Raw genomic sequence first — 16989 nt, forward strand, 5'->3', positions numbered from 1 at the left:
CCTGAGAGGTGTACGTGTCCAAGCTGCGAGCTGAACGCCTGTACAAGGTGTTCGGCAGACGACCCGATGAGGCGGTGTCGAAACTCGAGGGCGGCACCGACCGTGAGACCTTGCGTGCGGAGGGTACGACGGCGGCGGTCGTCGACGCCTCCTTCGACGTCGAGGCGGGCCAGATATTCGTCGTCATGGGTCTGTCCGGATCTGGTAAGTCCACCCTGCTGCGCATGCTCAACGGACTCCTGGAGCCGACCGCGGGACGCGTGCACTTCGACGGCCACGATCTGACCGCACTCGACCCGCGCGATCTGCGCCAGGTGCGCTCCCACAAGATCAGCATGGTCTTCCAGCACTTCGCCCTCTTCCCGCACCGCAGTGTGCTGGAGAACGCCGCTTACGGCCTGGAGGTCCAGGGCGTACCGGGCAAGGAGCGGTTCAAGCGCGCCGCCGAGGCGCTGGAGATGGTGGGGCTCGGCGGCTGGGAGCGGTCCTGGCCCGACGAGCTGTCCGGCGGTATGCAGCAGCGCGTCGGCCTCGCCCGCGCCCTGGCCACCGACGCCGATCTGCTGCTGATGGACGAGTCCTTCAGCGCGCTCGACCCGCTGATCCGCCGCGATATGCAGGACCAGCTGCTCCAGCTCCAGAGGCGGCTCAAGAAGACGATCGTCTTCATCACCCACGACCTCAACGAGGCCATGCGGCTCGGTGACCGCATCGCCGTCATGCGCGACGGCCGGATCGTCCAGATCGGCAGCGCCGAGGACATCCTGGTCTCCCCGGCCAACGACTACGTCGCCTCCTTCATCCAGGACGTCGACCGCAGCCGGGTGCTCACCGCCGGAGCGATCATGACCGAGCCCGGCGAGGTGCTGGGCACCACCACCGATGACGGCACCACGCTCCGCACCGAGCGGGACGTACTGGACGCCGCCCCCGCCACCGTCACCGCGGACACCCCGATCATCGAGCTGTTCACGCCCTGCTCCCGCAGCGGTGTGGCGGTCGCCGTGACCGACGACGACGGCTCGCTCGTCGGTGTCGTCTCCCGCGCCCGGCTGCTCGCCGTCCTCGGCGACGGCGACGACGGTCCCGACGGTGCGAACCCACCGGCACCCGGCGAACCGGACGCTCCCGCGTCCGTGAAGAAGGTGATCTCCGGTGCCTAGGATTCCGCTCGGCGACTGGATCAATTCCGGCGTCAACTGGCTCCGCGACAACCTGAGCTGGCTCTTCGACTTCATCACCTCCGTCGTGCAGGGCATGTACGACGTGGTGAACTCGGTGCTCAGCGCCCCCGAGCCGCTGCTGATGGCGGGCATCCTCGCGGTGCTCGCCTGGTGGCTGCGCGGCCTGCTGCCCGCCGTCCTCGCCTTCGCGGGCTTCGCGCTCATCGATTCGATCGAGCTGTGGGACGAGGCGATGAACACCCTCGCGCTGGTGCTGGTCGCCGGTGTGATCACCATCGTGTTCGCGGTGCCGCTGGGCATCTGGGCCTCCCGCAACCGCACCGTGAGCGCGGCGATCCGCCCGGTGCTGGACTTCATGCAGACGATGCCCGCCTTCGTCTATCTGATCCCCGGCATCTTCTTCTTCGGCCTCGGGGTGGTCCCCGGTGTCGTCGCGACCATCATCTTCTCGATGCCCCCGGGCGTCCGGATGACGGAACTGGGCATCCGCCAGGTGGATGCCGAGCTGGTCGAGGCGGCCGACGCGTTCGGCACCCATCCGCGCCGCACCCTGCTCCGCATCCAGCTGCCGCTCGCCCTGCCCACCATCATGGCGGGCATCAACCAGGTGATCATGCTGGCGCTGTCCATGGTCGTCATCGCCGGTATGGTCGGCGCCGCGGGCCTCGGAGCCACCGTCTTCCAGGCGATCAGCTCCGTCGATGTGGCGATGGGCTTCGAGGGCGGCATCGCGGTGGTCATCCTGGCCATGTACCTGGACCGGATGACAAGCGCGCTCAACCAGCGCGTCTCCCCGCTCGCCCGCCGCGCGCTGGCCAAGGAGCGGGCCAAGGGACTCCGCGGTGCGAAGGTGCTCCACTGGCGGCCCGCGACCTCGGTCGCCATGGTCGGCGTGGTGGTCCTGGCCCTGGTCGCCGGCGGGATGAAGATGTTCGGCGGCAACGAGGCCGGTCCCACCGTCACCGCCGACGTCGGCAAGGGCCAGTCGATCAACATCGGCTACATCAACTGGGACGAGGGCATCGCCTCCACCTTCCTGTGGAAGGAGCTGCTGGAGCAGCGCGGCTTCAAGCCCAAGGTGCAGTCGTACGACGTCGGCGCCCTGTGGACCGGTATGGCCGCGGGCAACGTCGACCTCCAGACCGACGCCTGGCTGCCCGCCACCCACGCGGCGTACTGGTCGAAGTACAAGAACAAGCTGGAGAAGCTCGGCTCCTGGTACGACAAGACCTCGCTGGAGGTCGCGGTGCCGTCGTACGTCAAGGGCGTGAAGTCTCTCGAGGACCTCAAGAGCAAGTCCTCCACCTTCCAGAAGAAGATCATCGGCATTGAGCCCGGCGCCGGTGAGATGAAGCTGATGCAGAACAAGGTCATTCCGGAGTACGGGCTCAAGAACTACACCCTGGTCAAGGGCTCCACCGCGGCGATGCTGACCCAGCTGGAGCGCTCGTACGCCAAGAAGGAGCCGATCGCGGTCACCCTGTGGTCCCCCCACTGGGCGTACGACAAGTACAAGCTCACCAAGCTCAAGGACCCCAAGGGCGCCTTCGGCAAGGGCGATCACCTCGACGCCATCGCGCGCAAGGGCTTCTCGAAGGAGAACCCGCAGGTCGCGAAGTGGATGAAGCACTTCAAGCTGAGCGAGAAGCAGCTCGGCAGCCTGGAGTCGGCGATCCAGGACGCGGGCAAGGGCAAGGAACAGGAGGGCGTGCGCGCCTGGCTGAAGAAGAACCCCGGCATGGTCAACAAGCTCGCTCCGGTGCCCGGCGGTGGCGGCGACCAGAAGGGCAAGGACGCCGGTGCCGCGCCCAAGATCGGCTACTTCCCGTGGGACGAGGACATCGCCACCACCTATCTGTGGAAGAACGTCCTGGAGCGGCGCGGCTACAAGCCGGAGATCAATCAGTACGACGTCGGGTCGATGTTCACCGGTATGAGCAGCGGGCAGGTCGACGTCGAATTCGACGGCTGGCTGCCGGTCGCGCAGAAGCCGTACTGGGACCGGTACAAGAAGAATCTCGTCGATGTCGGGGCGTGGTACGACAAGACCTCGCTCGAGATCGCCGTGCCCTCCTACGTCAAGGACGTGAAGTCCCTGGCGGACCTCAAGGGCAAGTCCGGCCTCTTCAAGGGCAGGATCGTCGGCATCGAGCCGGGCACCGGCGAGATGAAGCTGCTCAAGGGCAAGGTCCTCAAGCAGTACGGCCTGGACAAGGAGTACGAGGTCACAGGCGGCTCCTCCCCGGCGATGCTGGCGCAGCTCCAGCGCTCGTACGCCAAGAAGGAGCCGGTGGCCGTCGTCCTGTGGTCCCCGCACTGGGCGTACGACAAGTACAAGCTCACCAAGCTGGCGGACCCGAAGAAGGCGTTCGGGGCCAACAACCAGCTGCACACCCTCGCCAACAAGTCCTTCCCGCAGAAGTACCCGGAGTTCAACGGGTGGCTGAAGAAGTGGCACATGAGCGAGAAGGAGCTGGCGAGCCTTGAGGCGGCCGTGCAGGACGCGGGCAAGGGCAACGAGGAGAAGGGTGTCCAGAAGTGGATGGACGCCCACCCCGGCATCGTGGACCAGATGGCGCCGGTGACTTCCTGACCCACCGCGTCACCGCCACGACCGCCCGCCGCCGCGGTCCGGAGCTTCCCCGCTCCGGGCCGCGGCGGCGGCGTACCGGCCGCTGCCGTCCGCTCGGCGGGTGCGAAGTGGCCCGGGGGCGGTGGGAAATTCGGATGACGGCCCCGGGGAAGCGGCCCTAGGGTCGTACCCGTGAACGCACCTCCCGGTGCGAAGACGACGGTTACTTCGGTCGATTTGGGTTCGATTCCTGAAACACTCCGCCCCGCGCGGAGTGGGAAACTCCGTCGTCGCCTCTGATCTCGGGAGACGCGCGCACACCTGCGCCGGCGCCCGGTGCGCGGGCAGCGGTTACTTCCCTTCCGCGAAAACACCGCCGCCACCTCGATCCCGGGCGCCGCCGCCGAGTCCGTGCGCGGTCTCCTCCTGTGCTCACTCGGGGGAGAAGCATGAGCAAGTTCAACCGCGCCGCGCGGCGCACCGCCACGGCGACCACCTCCGAGGGCGGCGCCGCCGTCACGCGCGACACCAAGTCCGAACTGGTGCTGCTCGCCGTGGTCAACATGGTCGGTGAGCAGACCTTCTACGAGTCCTCCGACGACCGCGACAACCGCTTCCGCGGTCTGGTCCGCGCCGTCGCCGTCGAGGACGCCGACTGGACGGCCCGCTTCATCACCTGGCTGCGCGCCGAGGCCCAGCTGCGCAGCGCCTCGCTCGTCGCCGCCGCCGAGGCCGTCAAGGCGCGCCTGGAGGCCGGGCTGCACGGCGACAGCCGCCGCCTCGTGGACGCCGCGTGTCTGCGCGCCGACGAGCCCGGCGAACTGCTCGCCTACTGGACGGCCACCTTCGGCCGTGCCGTGCCCAAGCCCGTCAAGCGCGGTCTGGCCGACGCCGCCCGCCGCCTCTACACCGAGCGCGCCCTGCTGAAGTACGACACCGCGAGCCACGGCTTCCGCTTCGCGGATGTCCTGGAGCTGGTGCACGCCGCCCCGGACCCGGACAAGCCGTGGCAGGGCGAGCTCTTCCGGCACGCCGTCGACCGCCGCCACCAGAAGGACGCGGCGGCGCCGCCGGTCTCGCTGCGCATGCTGCGCGCCCGCGCCCGGCTGATGGCGCTGCCGCAGTGGGAGCGCCGCGCGGTGCTGGAGCGGCCGGACGCCGCCGAGGCGCTGGCCGCCGCGGGGATGACCTGGGAGGCGCTGGCGGGCTGGCTCCAGGGGCCGATGGACGCGGTGGCCTGGCAGGCGGTGCTGCCGTCCATGGGCTACATGGCGCTGCTGCGGAACCTGCGCAACTTCGACCAGGCGGGCGGGACCGGGCTGCCGGACGAGGTCGCCGAGCGGGTCGCCGCCCGGCTGGCCGACCCCGCCGAGGTCGCCCGCTCCCGCCAGTTCCCGTACCGCTTCCTGTCCGCCTACCGGGCCGCGCCGTCGCTGCGCTGGGGCCACGCGCTGGACAAGGCGCTGACGGCCGCCACGACGTCCGTGCCGAAGCTGCCCGGCCGCACCCTGGTGCTCGTGGACACCTCGGCCTCGATGCTGAGCACGGTCTCCGGCCGCTCCCAGGTGCGCCACGTGGACGTCGGCGCGCTGTTCGGGGTGGCGCTGGCCCACCGCGGCTGCCAGGTGGACCTGGTGGGCTTCGCCTCGGGGCACTTCACCCACCGGCCGGCCACGGGCGGTTCGGCGCTGCGCGGGATCGAGGAGTTCTGCGCGCGCGTCGGCGAGGTGGGCCACGGCACCGAACTCGCCGCGGCGCTGCGGAACACCTACCGCGACCACGACCGGGTGGTCGTCATCTCGGACATGCAGACGTTCCCGTTCGCCGCCGACGGCCCCTCCGTCCCGGCCTCGGAGGCCGTCCCCGCGCGGGTGCCGGTGTTCGGCGTCGACACCACCGGGTACGCGGCCTCCTCCATCGACACCCGGCGGCCCGGCCGGTACGAGATCGGCGGCTTCAGCGACAAGCTGTTCACCATGGTGGGACTGCTGTCGGAGCAGGGCGGTGGCGCCGGCCGGCCGGTCTGGCCGTGGGAGGAGCGGAGGCCCGCGGCGGCCTGAGGGCTGTCCCGTCATCCCCAGCGGGCTCCCGACGCCGGCTACGGCCGCCCCCAGGCTTCGCCCGGGAGGTGCCCCTGCCGCGTTGTCGGGATCGCCCGAGTACGCCCGGTACGAGGACGGCCCTCCGCCTTGCGATTGACCGCATCCGGCGCCGCTCGCTGATCCACTGGGGATGACGGCACAGCCCTTGGGTGTGGCCACCCGGGGCGCTGTTACCGTTGGCGCCTCAGCGAGGGGGAGAAGACAGCACGTGACATCGACTGCGTTGTGTATCGGCGGGGATCTGACCGTACGGCGCCTCGGGTTCGGGGCCATGCGCTTGCCGACGGAGCCGGGCCCGGCCCGTGAGACCTCTCTCGCGGTCGCCCGGCGGGCCGTCGAGCTGGGCATCACCCTGATCGACACCGCGCATTTGTACGGCGGGGGAGCCAACGAGGAACTCCTGGCCGAGGCTCTGCACCCCTACCCCGATGAGCTGCTGCTCACCACCAAGGTCGGCATCGCCCGATCGGGGCCTTCGGGCGAGTGGAGGCTCGACGGGCGGCCGGCTGTTCTGCGCGATCAGGTCGAGCAGGCTCTGCGCCGACTGCGCATCGAGCGGATCGAGCTGCTTCAGCTGCACCGTATCGATCCGGAGACACCGCTCGCCGACCAGCTGGGCACCCTGCGGGACCTGCGGACCGAGGGCAAGATCGGCCGGATCGGGCTGTCCGAGGTCACCGTCGACGAACTCGACCGGGCGCGGGAGATCGTCGACGTCGCGAGCGTGCAGAACCGCTACAACCTGCTCGACCGCGAGCACGAGCCGGTACTCGCGGCCTGCGAAGCGGCGGGAATCGCGTTCCTGCCGTGGCGTCCTGTCGCCTGGGGGGAGTCGGGGGCGAATGCCGAGGTCGCCGCCGTGGCGGCCGAGGCCGACGCCACCCCTGCGCAGGTCGCGCTCGCCTGGCTCCTCGCCCGCTCACCGGTCATCCTCCCGATCCCGGGCACCGCCCGGATCGACCACCTGGAGGAGAACCTCGCGGCGGAACGCCTCCGCCTGACCCGGGCCCAACGCGACCGCCTCGACCGGCTGACCGAGTCGGCATAGGGCTCCGTCTCGTCGGTCCTGACCGGAGCCGGTGCCCCTGCTTGCGGTCATCCGAGGGCCGGAGCGGCATCGGCTGCTCTCGGTTCGAGCGCGCCGTACGGTGGAGCGATGAGCCCTCGCACCCCCGTACGGCGTGTGGTGTCCCTCGTGCCCTCGCTCACCGAGGCGGTCGCCGCCACCGCCCCGGAGCTGCTGGCCGGGGTGACCGACTGGTGCGCCCATCCGCCCGGCCTCGGCGCGGAGCGGATCGGTGGCACCAAGAACCCCGACACCGACCGGATCGCCGCCCTCGCACCCGATCTGGTCATCGCCAACGAGGAGGAGAACCGCGCCCCCGACCTCGACGCGCTGCGTGCCGCCGGTCTGGAGGTGATGGTCACCGAAGTACGCACCCTGGACCAGGCGTTCGGCGAACTGGACCGGGTCCTGGTGCGCGGCTGCGGACTGCCGCGCCCCGGCTGGCTGGACGAGGCCGAGGCGGCCTGGGCGGACGTACGGCCCACCGGGCCGGAGCGGCGCGCGGTCGTCCCGGTGTGGCGGCGGCCGTGGATGGTGCTGGGCCGGGACACCTTCGCCGGGGACGTCCTCGCCCGGCTGGGAGTGCGGCACCTCTACAGCGGACACGACGAGCGCTATCCCCGCGTTCCCGTCGACGAGTTGACGGCGCGGGGCGCGGATCTGGTGGTGCTGCCGGACGAGCCGTACCGCTTCACGGCCGAGGACGGGCCGGAGGCGTTCCCCGGCCTGCCCGCGGCCCTGGTCAGCGGCCGTCATCTCACCTGGTACGGGCCTTCGTTGGCGGAGGCGCCCGCGGTGCTCAACGCGGCCCTGGCGTCGGCGTCCTGAGGCCCGGACGGCGGAAGCGAAGGCGGCGGAGGCGCGAGCAGGGTGCCGCGCGCCACCCCGACCGCCGTACGCGTCCAGACCACCGCCCACGCCGCCACCAGAAAGCCGTACAGCCCCACCGACAGCCAGCCGAACGCGTGCAGCCCGGTGTGGCGGGACAGCGCTGCCGCCCCCGTGACACAGGTGCCGACCGGGAAGGTGAACCCCCACCACGTCATCGCGAACGGCATTCCGCGCCGTACGGCCCGCACCACCAGCGCCCCGGCCAGCGCCAGCCACAGCAGCGCGAACCCCATCACCGGCACGCCGTACGCCACCGAGGCGAACCGCGCGGCTACCTCCGGGGCCCCGCTGTACCCCGCGGACCGCAGGGCGTCGGCCAGTGCGCCCGCGGCCGTCGTGGACTGGCCGAGCGGCCCCAGGACGAGGAAGAGCGCGGGCGTCTGCGCCGCGGGAAGCGGTCCGTGGCAAAGGAGGCGGGCGAACACCAGCGGCAGCATCAGCAGCGTCGCCAGCAGACTCGCGCCCATCAGCGCACCGCTCACCACCAGCATGGCCTCCCGCCACTGCCCGGCGGGCAGATGCGGCACCAGGGGCGGGCCGAGCGCCGCCGACACCATCGGCGCCACCACGGGCAGCAGCCACACCGGGGAGGCGTCCGCGGGGCCGATCCGGTGCCGGGTCACCATCAGGCACGGAATCCCGGCCGCGACCACCAGGCCCAGCAGCGTTCCGGCCGTCCACAGCACCGCGTCCAGCGCGACCGACGCGGTGACGCCGATGACATCCGACCCCACCGTCAGCGTCCCGCCGCCGACCGCGAGCAGCGCCATCGCCAGACAGCCGTAGAAGGGCGCGACCGCCGGGTCGAGCAGATGGGCGCGGGCCCGGTCGCGATGGCGGGCCCAGTGCACCGTACGGGCCACCAGCACGGCGGCCAGCATCAGCACCGACAGCGCCCACACCGGGCGGCAGACGTCCCGCAGCCACGGAACACCCACCGGCAGACCGGCGCCCGCACCGGCCACGATCGCGGTGCCCATCACCGTGGCGTACCAGTTGGGACCCAGGTGGCGTACGGATGCCCGGGGCGGTTCGGCCACGGCGGCGGGGAGGGGGCGGGCAGGCGCGAGAGTGACCATGCCCGCAGCCTCGCGCGCCCCGCCCGCCGCCACCAGACACCGCCTTCCTATGAGGGCATAAACTGAACTTATGGGCGAGGGACGGAACGGCGACGCGGCGCCCGCCACGGGACAAAACGGCGGCGCGGCGGCTCCCACGGGGCACGGCGGCGAGGCGGCGGAGGCCGCGCCGGTATCCCACCGCGTCCCCGACCTCGGCGCGCTGGAGCTGCTGCTCGCCGTCGCCCGCCTGGGCAGCCTCGGCCGCGCCGCCCGCGAGCTCGGCATCACCCAGCCCGCCGCCAGCAGCCGGATCCGGGCCATGGAACGGCAGTTGGGCGTCGCCCTCGTCGACCGCTCACCGCGCGGATCCCGGCTCACCGAGGCCGGGGCGCTGGTCACCGACTGGGCGCGGCGGGTGGTGGAGGCCGCCGAGGCCTTCGACGCGGGCGTCCACGCCCTGCGCGACCGCCGTGACTCCCGGCTGCGGGTGGCCTCCAGCATGACCATCGCCGAATACCTGCTGCCCGGCTGGCTGATAGCGCTGCGCACCCTGCGCCCGGACACCGCCGTCTCCCTGCTCGCCGGGAACACGGCGGCGGTCGCCGGACGGCTGCTGGGCGAGGAGGCGGACATCGGCTTCGTCGAGGGCCTCGATGTGCCCGGCGGGCTGGACGGCGTGGTCATCGGCCACGACCGCCTCGCCGTCGTCACCGCCCCGGCCCACCCCTGGGCACGCCGCCGCGCCCCGGTCAGCCCCGCCGAACTCGCCGCCACCCCGCTCGTCCTGCGTGAGCGCGGCTCCGGCACCCGGCAGGTCCTGGACGCGGCCCTCGCGGACCACGGCGGTCTGGCGGCCCCGCTGCTGGAGCTCGCCTCCACCACGGCGGTCAAGGCGGCGGCGGTGAGCGGCGCCGGCCCCGCCGTGCTCAGCCGGCTGGCCGTGCACGAGGAGCTGGCGGCCCGGCGGCTGGTGGAGGTCGCCGTGGCGGACGTACGGCTGCGTCGCGACCTGCGCGCGGTGTGGCCCGCCGGACACCGCCCCACCGGCCCGGCCCGCGACCTCCTGGGGCTGACCCGGCCGACGGGTGCGAGCCGCTGAACGGCGCCGAAGGGAGCTGAGCGGAGCCGACGTGAGCCGCACGGCCGAATGGCTGAACGGCGGCGGGCCGGGCGGGCCCGCCACGGGCACAGTGGAGGAATGAACGCAGACGACAGCGGCGCTCTGGCCCGGGGCCGCGTGGCGACCCGGCTTCCGGCCCAGGACCTGGAGCGGGCGCGGCGCTTCTACGCCGAGAAGCTCGGCCTGGAGCCCGTCGACGAACGTCCCGGCGGGCTGCTGTACCGCTGCGGCGGCGTGGACTTCGCGGTGTTCCAGTCGACGGGGGCCTCACCCGGCACCTTCACCCAGATGGGCTGGGAGGTCGAGGACATCGAGGCGGCCGTGGCCGAGCTCAGCGGGCGCGGTGTGGTGTTCGAGGAGGTGGACGCGCCCGGGTTCCGTACGAAGGGCGGGATCGCCGATATCGAGGGGAACTACCCGAGCAAGGGCGCCCGGGGGGAACGCGCCGTGTGGTTCCGGGACAGCGAGGGAAACCTGATGGGCATCGGCCAGCCGGTGTTCTGATCGACGGCAGGTGTGCCGAGTGGAGCGGCGCCGGGCCCGAAGAACCCGGCGCCGCTCAAGATCCCCGTTCAGCCGTTCAGCCGTGCAGCTCGCAGCAGGTGTCGCGGCGCAGCTGCCGTCCCACCTCCAGCCAGCGGTCGGCCGCCTCGCCGCGCAGCGTCCGCGCGGGCGCCGGGAAGGACTCGACCAGCTCCCGGCTCTGGAACGGAATCCCACCGCGCAGCACCGCCACGGTCCGCACCAGGGAGTCGAAGTCGGTGAAGGGATCGCCGTCCACGACCGTCAGGTCCGCCAGCTTCCCGACCTCCAGGGTGCCCAGATCGCGTTCGGCGCCGAACGTCCGCGCGGGCAGCACGGTCGCCGTCCGCAGCGCCTCCGCGGGCGAGAGCCCGTACCGGTGCAGCGCCCGCAGCGCCAGGTGCAGATGGAGCCCCACCGGCACCAGCGGCTGGTCCGTACCCAGCGCGACCACCCCGCCCGCCTCCAGGATCCCGCGGTAGACACCGATCTCCGTGCGCAGGGTGGCGAGTTGGGCGTCGGTCGGCGGTGTCCCGGCGAGCTGCCGGACCAGCGCGGTGTCCCAGGGCGGCATCAGCCGGGTCACCCGTTCGTCCCGCGCCAGCGAGGGATCCGCGCCGACCAGCGGCGAGGCCGTGAACGGGGTGGCGATGAGCCGGAAGTCCGACGTCGCCGTGTAGACCTCGGTCAGATCCTGGTACGCCCGCCCGGTCGCCGTCGTAGCATGCCCGTACTCCAGCCGCTGAGTGGCCTGGAGATGGGTCGTCAGATCCTGGCCGAGCTGGATACCGGGGGTGCACAGATGGCTTCCGGTGCGCACCCCGAGCCGCTCGTGCGCGAACCGCGCGGCCTCCTCCATCACCCAACCCGGCGCCCTGACATACGTCTTGACGAAGTCCCAGTCGAGCGCGGCAGCGCGCTCCAGCGAGCGGCGCAGCCCGTCCCGGGTGCGATGCGCCCGGCCCATGCTGTACGCCACCCGCGGCCCGTCCAGCAGCTCACCGGTGGCCAGCAGCCGCGGCCCGGCCAGGGCGCCCGCCGCCACCGCCTCCCGCAGCCGCGCCTGCTCGTACGCGAAGCCGCCGAGGGAGACCGCCGTGGTGATGCCGTAGGCGAGCTGGAGCGCGGTCTGCCGGCCGCCATAGGTGTACTGCCAGGGGTGGGTGTGCGCGTCCCAGAGGCCCGGCAGCACGGTGCGGGACGAGGCGTCGACCCGGCGCTTGGCCACCCGCCCGCCGCGGTGCGGCTCCACGGCGGCGATCCGCCCGCCGCGCACCACGATGTCCACGTCCTCGCGGACCGTGCCGCCACCGCCCGTACCGTCCCAGAACCGCCCGGCGTGCACCACGGTGTCGGCCGGGCGCGGTCGCCGCCGGTCCAAGGGCACCCGCACCGTACGGACCGCACCCGACGCGACGTCCAGCAGCCGCAGCCGCCCCGCCGACAGATACAGCAGCCGGCGTGAGTCCCCGGACCATGACGGGTGGTCGGCGGCCTCGTCGGTCAGCCGCCGCGGCGCGCCGTCGGGGGTGCCGTCGGGCCGCACCGGCAGCAGCCACAGCGCGGACTCGGCGATGAGCGCCATATGGCGGCCGTCGGGGGACCAGACGGGCCCGGAGTCATAGCGGTCCGAGACCGAGGTGTGGGCCGCCACCGCGTGCAGCTTCGCCGCGCCGCTGCGCGCGTCGACGACCCGGATCAGGTTGTAGCCCTCGCGGAAGCGCTGGTTCAGACGGTTGCGATCGCACAGCGCGATATACCGGCCGTCCGGGGACCAGCTCGGCCGCCCCGGCAGCCCGCCCGCGCCCAGTGGCGCGGCGAGCACCCGCTCCGTATCGGCCGCGAGATCGCGCAGGACCAGGTTTCCCGACATGTCGACACAGGCGAGCCGCTTGCCGTCGGGGGACAGCGCGGGATGTACCCGGCCCCCGGAGGCGAGCACGGTCTCCGCACCGGAGCCGAGGTCACGGCGGCGCACGGCGAGCAGCCCGTCGCGGTCGTCGGCGAACACCAGCGCGCGCCCGTCGGACGTCCAGGTGGGCGCCAGCAGATAGCGGGTGGGCGCGGCCCGTACGACCCGCTTCGGAGCCCGGCCGCCGGAGATGTCCGCGACCCAGAGGGAGTTGAGCGCGGCGAAGGCCACCCGGCGGCCGTCCGGGGACAGCGCGGGCAGATGGAACCCGCGCACCGGCCGCGCGCCGCCGCCGTCGAAGTCGTAGGACTTGACGCGGTAGCGGGGCCGGTCCACGGGGAGGGTGGCGCGGAAGGGTATGTCTTTGGCCGCGGCGCGCTTCCCGGAGTCGTTCGACCCGCCTTCGGACGCGCTTTCGGACGCGCTTTCGGACTCGCCGGAGCCTCCGGACCCGCCGGGGCGCACCAGTTGGAACCGCCCGTCCACGGTCAGCAGCAGTTCCTCCTTGGAGGCCCAGCGCGGCGGTACGGGATGCGGCTGGCCCTCCAGGGCGACCGGCTCCCCGTCCACCACCAGGGTGCAGGAGGCGTTCGGCGCGGGGGTGGTCCGCAGATAGGCGAGCCGCCCGCCCGACGAGAGGGCGGGCGTCATCACCTGAACGCCGGTGGCCGTCTCGGTGCGTTCCACCCGCACCGGACCGGTGCCGTCGGCCCGTACGGAGGCCATCGTACGGGCGTCCAGAACGCTTCCCACGGGCACCCCGCCGGGCACCCCGCGGACGAACAGCACCCGTTCGCCGTCCGCGGACCACGTCGGGTCGAAGTCCTCCCAGGCGCCGTCCTGGAGCGGGCCCTCCTGACCGGGCAGCCCGGTGAGCCGGGTGAGTTCGCCGCCGGCCAGGTCCAGCACCCACACCCGGTACGGGCTGCCCTTCACCGGGTCGCCGCCGCGCTCGGAGGCGAAGGCGATACGGGTACCGTCGGGCGACCAGGCCGGACCGCGGTCGTCCCAGGGGCCGTCCGTCCGCTGTCGCACCTCCGTACCGTCGGGGCGCAGCGTCCATATGTGGAATCCGCCGCCCTTGTAGGCGCACACGGCCAGCAGCTTGCCGTCGGGGGAGAAGACGGGCCGGGTGGGTTCGAGGTCGGGCGGGGTGAGCGGGGTGGCGTCGCCGCCGTCCCGGGGCACGGACCACAGGACGTTCTGCACCTCGGCGACGAGGCGTTGGCCGGAGGGCGCGAGTGTCGCGGCGCCGTTGGTGGCAGCGGTGAAGGAGAGCGAGGCGCGCCGCGTCTGATGGGCGGCCCGCGCCCCGACGGCGGCGGCCGCCTCGGCGGGGAGCGCGGTGACGGCGGCGGCGGTGGCGGTGCCCGCGGCGGCCTGGAGGAACCGCCGGCGGGAGAAGGGGGAGAGCGGGGCGTCCGGGATCTCCGGGGCGTCCGCGGATTCTGACAGGCCGGGGTCGGCGGGATCACCGGGGTCGGCGGGACCACCGGGGTCGGCGGGACCACCGGGGTCGGCAAGAGCGTCAACAACGCCTGGGGCGTCTGGAGTGTCCAACGGTCCTCCTGGAACACGGGGGTTGCACGGGTCAGGAGTTAACAAACGGCAGACAAGCGCTTGATCGTTGCACACCCCACGGGTTCGTGGTCAACACCTTGCTGCCAACAGCCTTGGCTTGAGCGTCCGGTAAAGGGAGAGTGGGCTTCCGTTCCCTGCCCCGGCTCGAGGTTTCCTCGACCTGGACTCCACAACCTCTCAAGAACCGCTCAAGCAGAACTCCAACTCTCAACCCCAGGAGGACGAGACCGTATGCCAACAGGCGGCACCACCTACCGCACCGACCCACTGCCCACCCCGGACGGTGCGCGCATCGCGACGTACACCTGGCTGCCGGAGGGCCGAGCGCCGCGCGCGATCGTCCAGATCGCCCACGGCGCCGCCGAACACGCCCAGCGCTACGACCGGTTCGCCCGCTTCCTGAGCGGGCACGGCTACGCCGTCGTGGCCTCGGACCACCGCGGCCACGGAGCCACAGCGGCGTCCACGGGCGGCCTCGGGGTCGCCGGTGAGGAGGGCGACAGCTGGCGGGCGATCGTCTCGGACCTGCGCGCGATCGGCGACCGCGCCCGCGCCGAGCACCCCGGGCTGCCGCTGGTGCTCTTCGGCCACAGCATGGGTTCGATGCTGGCACGCGACTGCGCCCAGGAGTACGGCGCGGAACTGGCCGGGCTGGTTCTCTCGGGGACCTTCCGCGCCCTCCCGGGTGCCGAGATCGAGGACGCGATGGCGCGGATCGGGGAGGAGGTCGCGACCGGCGGCCGTACCGCGCTGTCCACCTTCACCCCCTCCCTCTTCGCGTCGTTCAACGACCCGTACGAGTTCGGCACGGGCTTCGAATGGCTCTCACGGGACGCGGCGGAGGTGGCGGCGTACGCCGCGGACGACCTGTGCGGCTTCCCGTTCAGCGCCGGTCTGGCCCTGGACTGGGTCCGCGCGGTGCGCAAGATCAACGACCCGCGCCAGCAGGCCCGGATCCCGGCCGACCTGCCGGTGCACCTGGCGGTGGGCACCGAGGACCCCTGCAACCAGCGCATGACCCTCGTCTACGAACTGCTCGAGGACTTCCGCTACATCGGTACGCGGGATCTGAGCTGGCGGGGATACCACGGGGCCCGGCACGAGATCCTCAACGAGACGAACCGGGACGAGGTGCAGGCGGACCTGCTGGGCTGGCTGGAGAAGCACATCTGAGGAGGCGGGAGCACGCGAGTCGGCCTCACCGGACCCGCTTCACCCGACCCGCTTCACCGGACCCGCTTCACCGGACCAGGAAGCCTGAGATGCGCTGCCGGAGCGAGCCGGGGTCCAGCCCCTGACCGGCGAGATGCTCGTCGATGGTGCCGTAGCGGCGCAGCTCGCGCCGTCCGATGCCGAGCCCGAGCACCCGGTGCGGCCGATCGGCGAGGGCGTCGTTGACGGCGGTGGTCGAGGTGCCGGCGAGATACGGCTCGACGAGCACGACCTCCGCTCCTGCGCCCGCCCCGGCGCCCCTCCCGACGGCGGCGCGCAGCGAGCGCTCGTCGAGGGGGCGGACGGTCGTGGCGTACAGCACGGTCACATCCAGCCCCTCGACGGCGGCGAGCACGTTGTCGAGCATCGGCCCGACCGCGATCACCACGCCGCCGCGCCCCTCCCGAACGGTCAGGAGACGGCCGGGTGCGACGGGGCGCGGCGCGGCGTTGGTGTGGGCCGACAGCCGGACGTAGACCGGGTCGTCCGCCGCGGCGGCGTGCCGCAGCAGGGACTCGGCCTCGTCGGGGTGGCCGGGCACATGCATGGTCCAGCCGTCGAGGGTGTCCAGCAGGGCGATGTCCCCGGGCGACATATGGGTGAAGCCGCCCGCGGGCCAGTCGTAGGAACCGGCCGCGCTCACCAGCACCCCGCCCGTGCCCTGGTGCCCGAAGTCCAGCTTGAGCTGCTCGAAGGGGCGCTCGACCAGAAAGCTGGCGAACGTGTGCAGAATCGGCCGCATCCCGGTCAGCGCCAGCCCACCGCCCACCCCGACCAGCAGCTGCTCCCGGATGCCCACGTTGATCACACGATCGGGATGAGCACGCTGGGCGCCAGCGAAGTCGGCCATGCCGATCTCGGCGAGCACGACGGCCAGCCGGGGGTCGTCGTCGAGCAGACGGGAGACGGTGGAGGCGAAGCGCTCACGCATGGTGTCCATGACACGGGGTCCTTTCACATCGAAAACCGAGAAGATGGCTGGTGCGGGAGGTCGGGCGGGGTTCAGCTCCTTGGCTCGACCCGGTGCTTGGCCTCCACCCGGGCGACGACGGCGTGCGGCCGCCCCGGGTGCGGTGCGGTGTATGCCTCGTACAGCGCCTGGTGATCACGCCCGTCCACGGTGGTCGTGGACCATCCCTCGGTCGCGAAGCGGGAGGCGATACCGCCGGGCCAGCCGTGGGTGGCGGATGCGTTGTCGATCACGAGCGTGTGCAGCCGCTCCAGGCCGACCGCCCCGGCGTACGCGATCGCCTCGTGATTGCTGCCCTCGTCCAGCTCCGCGTCGCCGATGAGCACCCACACCGCGGGCCCGGTGCGCCCCTGCGCCCGCAGCCCGAGCGCGGTCCCCACCGCCAGCGGCAGCCCGTGCCCGAGCGACCCGCTGCCGATCTCGGCACCGGGCACCAGCAGCCGGTCCGGATGGTGCCCGAGCGGGGAGTCATAGGACCCGAAGCCCGGCAGCAGCGACTCGCTGAAGAACCCCTTGGCGGCGAGCACCGCGTAGTACGCCATCGGCCCGTGCCCCTTGGAGAGGAGGAACCGGTCACGCTCGGGGTCATCCACGCCCTCCGGCGAGACGTGCAGCACCCGGTCGTAGAGCACCCAGAGCGCGTCCAGCGTGGAGGTGGCCGCCGGACCGTGCTTCTCGTCGCCGGTCATCAGGCCCATCAGCCGCTGAAGATCGGTGTAAGCGTATGCGCTGTGAACTGCGGTAGAGGTCATGGGAAGAGCGTGCAACTTCAAGTGGACTTGAAGTCAAGCGCGCA

At 72.4% G+C, this 16989-nt stretch carries 12 protein-coding genes; 8 read left to right on the forward strand and 4 right to left on the reverse strand.

What is annotated here, in order from left to right:
- The first annotated feature begins 14 nt into the window (after window positions 1-14).
- The 5 genes from HUT19_RS32710 (at window position 15) to HUT19_RS32730 (ending at window position 7752) form a co-directional block, all read left to right on the forward strand.
- Complete coding sequence (locus HUT19_RS32710; protein WP_176183907.1) at window positions 15-1163, forward strand: glycine betaine/L-proline ABC transporter ATP-binding protein; 1149 nt, start codon at window positions 15-17, stop codon at window positions 1161-1163.
- Window positions 1156-3777 (forward strand): ABC transporter permease/substrate binding protein, encoded by a 2622-nt coding sequence (locus HUT19_RS32715; RefSeq protein ID WP_176183908.1) that lies wholly within the window; start codon window positions 1156-1158, stop codon window positions 3775-3777. The genes HUT19_RS32710 and HUT19_RS32715 overlap by 8 nt, the downstream gene beginning before the upstream one ends.
- A 428-nt stretch (window positions 3778-4205) precedes the next feature.
- Window positions 4206-5816, forward strand: a complete 1611-nt coding sequence (locus tag HUT19_RS32720) for a TROVE domain-containing protein (protein ID WP_176183909.1) — start codon at window positions 4206-4208, stop codon at window positions 5814-5816.
- A 250-nt stretch (window positions 5817-6066) separates the two neighbouring features.
- Window positions 6067-6906 (forward strand): aldo/keto reductase, encoded by an 840-nt coding sequence (locus tag HUT19_RS32725; RefSeq protein WP_303332259.1) that lies wholly within the window; start codon window positions 6067-6069, stop codon window positions 6904-6906.
- Between the two features lie 108 nt (window positions 6907-7014).
- A complete protein-coding gene (locus HUT19_RS32730; protein WP_176183911.1) occupies window positions 7015-7752 on the forward strand; it encodes a helical backbone metal receptor in 738 nt (245 codons plus the stop codon).
- On the opposite strand, the gene HUT19_RS32735 is transcribed toward HUT19_RS32730, so the two are convergent.
- Complete coding sequence (locus HUT19_RS32735; protein ID WP_176183912.1) at window positions 7677-8894, reverse strand: TDT family transporter; 1218 nt, start codon at window positions 8892-8894, stop codon at window positions 7677-7679. The two genes, HUT19_RS32730 and HUT19_RS32735, sit on opposite strands and share 76 nt — an antisense overlap.
- 70 nt (window positions 8895-8964) lie before the next feature.
- Here HUT19_RS32735 and HUT19_RS32740 point away from each other — a divergent pair, with 70 nt between their 5' ends.
- Together HUT19_RS32740 and HUT19_RS32745 are read left to right on the forward strand one after the other, a co-directional pair.
- Window positions 8965-9975 (forward strand): LysR family transcriptional regulator, encoded by a 1011-nt coding sequence (locus tag HUT19_RS32740; protein WP_176183913.1) that lies wholly within the window; start codon window positions 8965-8967, stop codon window positions 9973-9975.
- Between the two features lie 99 nt (window positions 9976-10074).
- Window positions 10075-10500, forward strand: coding sequence for a VOC family protein (locus HUT19_RS32745; RefSeq protein ID WP_176183914.1), 426 nt, complete (start codon window positions 10075-10077; stop codon window positions 10498-10500).
- A 76-nt stretch (window positions 10501-10576) separates the two neighbouring features.
- Here HUT19_RS32745 and HUT19_RS32750 read toward each other — a convergent pair whose 3' ends face one another.
- On the reverse strand, window positions 10577-13858 hold the full coding sequence (locus HUT19_RS32750) for an amidohydrolase family protein (RefSeq protein WP_176187570.1): 3282 nt from the start codon (window positions 13856-13858) through the stop codon (window positions 10577-10579).
- Between the two features lie 384 nt (window positions 13859-14242).
- Here HUT19_RS32750 and HUT19_RS32755 point away from each other — a divergent pair, with 384 nt between their 5' ends.
- Entirely contained in the window at window positions 14243-15184 is a 942-nt protein-coding gene (locus HUT19_RS32755; protein WP_176183915.1) for an alpha/beta fold hydrolase, read from the forward strand.
- 67 nt (window positions 15185-15251) lie between these two features.
- Here the strand turns inward: HUT19_RS32755 and HUT19_RS32760 are convergent, their stop codons facing one another.
- The gene (locus tag HUT19_RS32760; RefSeq protein ID WP_176183916.1) at window positions 15252-16163 is read right to left on the reverse strand and encodes a transketolase family protein; all 912 of its coding nucleotides are present in this window, start codon (window positions 16161-16163) and stop codon (window positions 15252-15254) included.
- A 62-nt stretch (window positions 16164-16225) separates the two neighbouring features.
- Window positions 16226-16945 (reverse strand): transketolase, encoded by a 720-nt coding sequence (locus HUT19_RS32765; protein ID WP_176183917.1) that lies wholly within the window; start codon window positions 16943-16945, stop codon window positions 16226-16228.
- Between the last annotated feature and the right edge of the window lie 44 nt (window positions 16946-16989).

The sequence above is a fragment of the Streptomyces sp. NA02950 genome, from assembly GCF_013364155.1.
Taxonomy (GTDB): domain Bacteria; phylum Actinomycetota; class Actinomycetes; order Streptomycetales; family Streptomycetaceae; genus Streptomyces.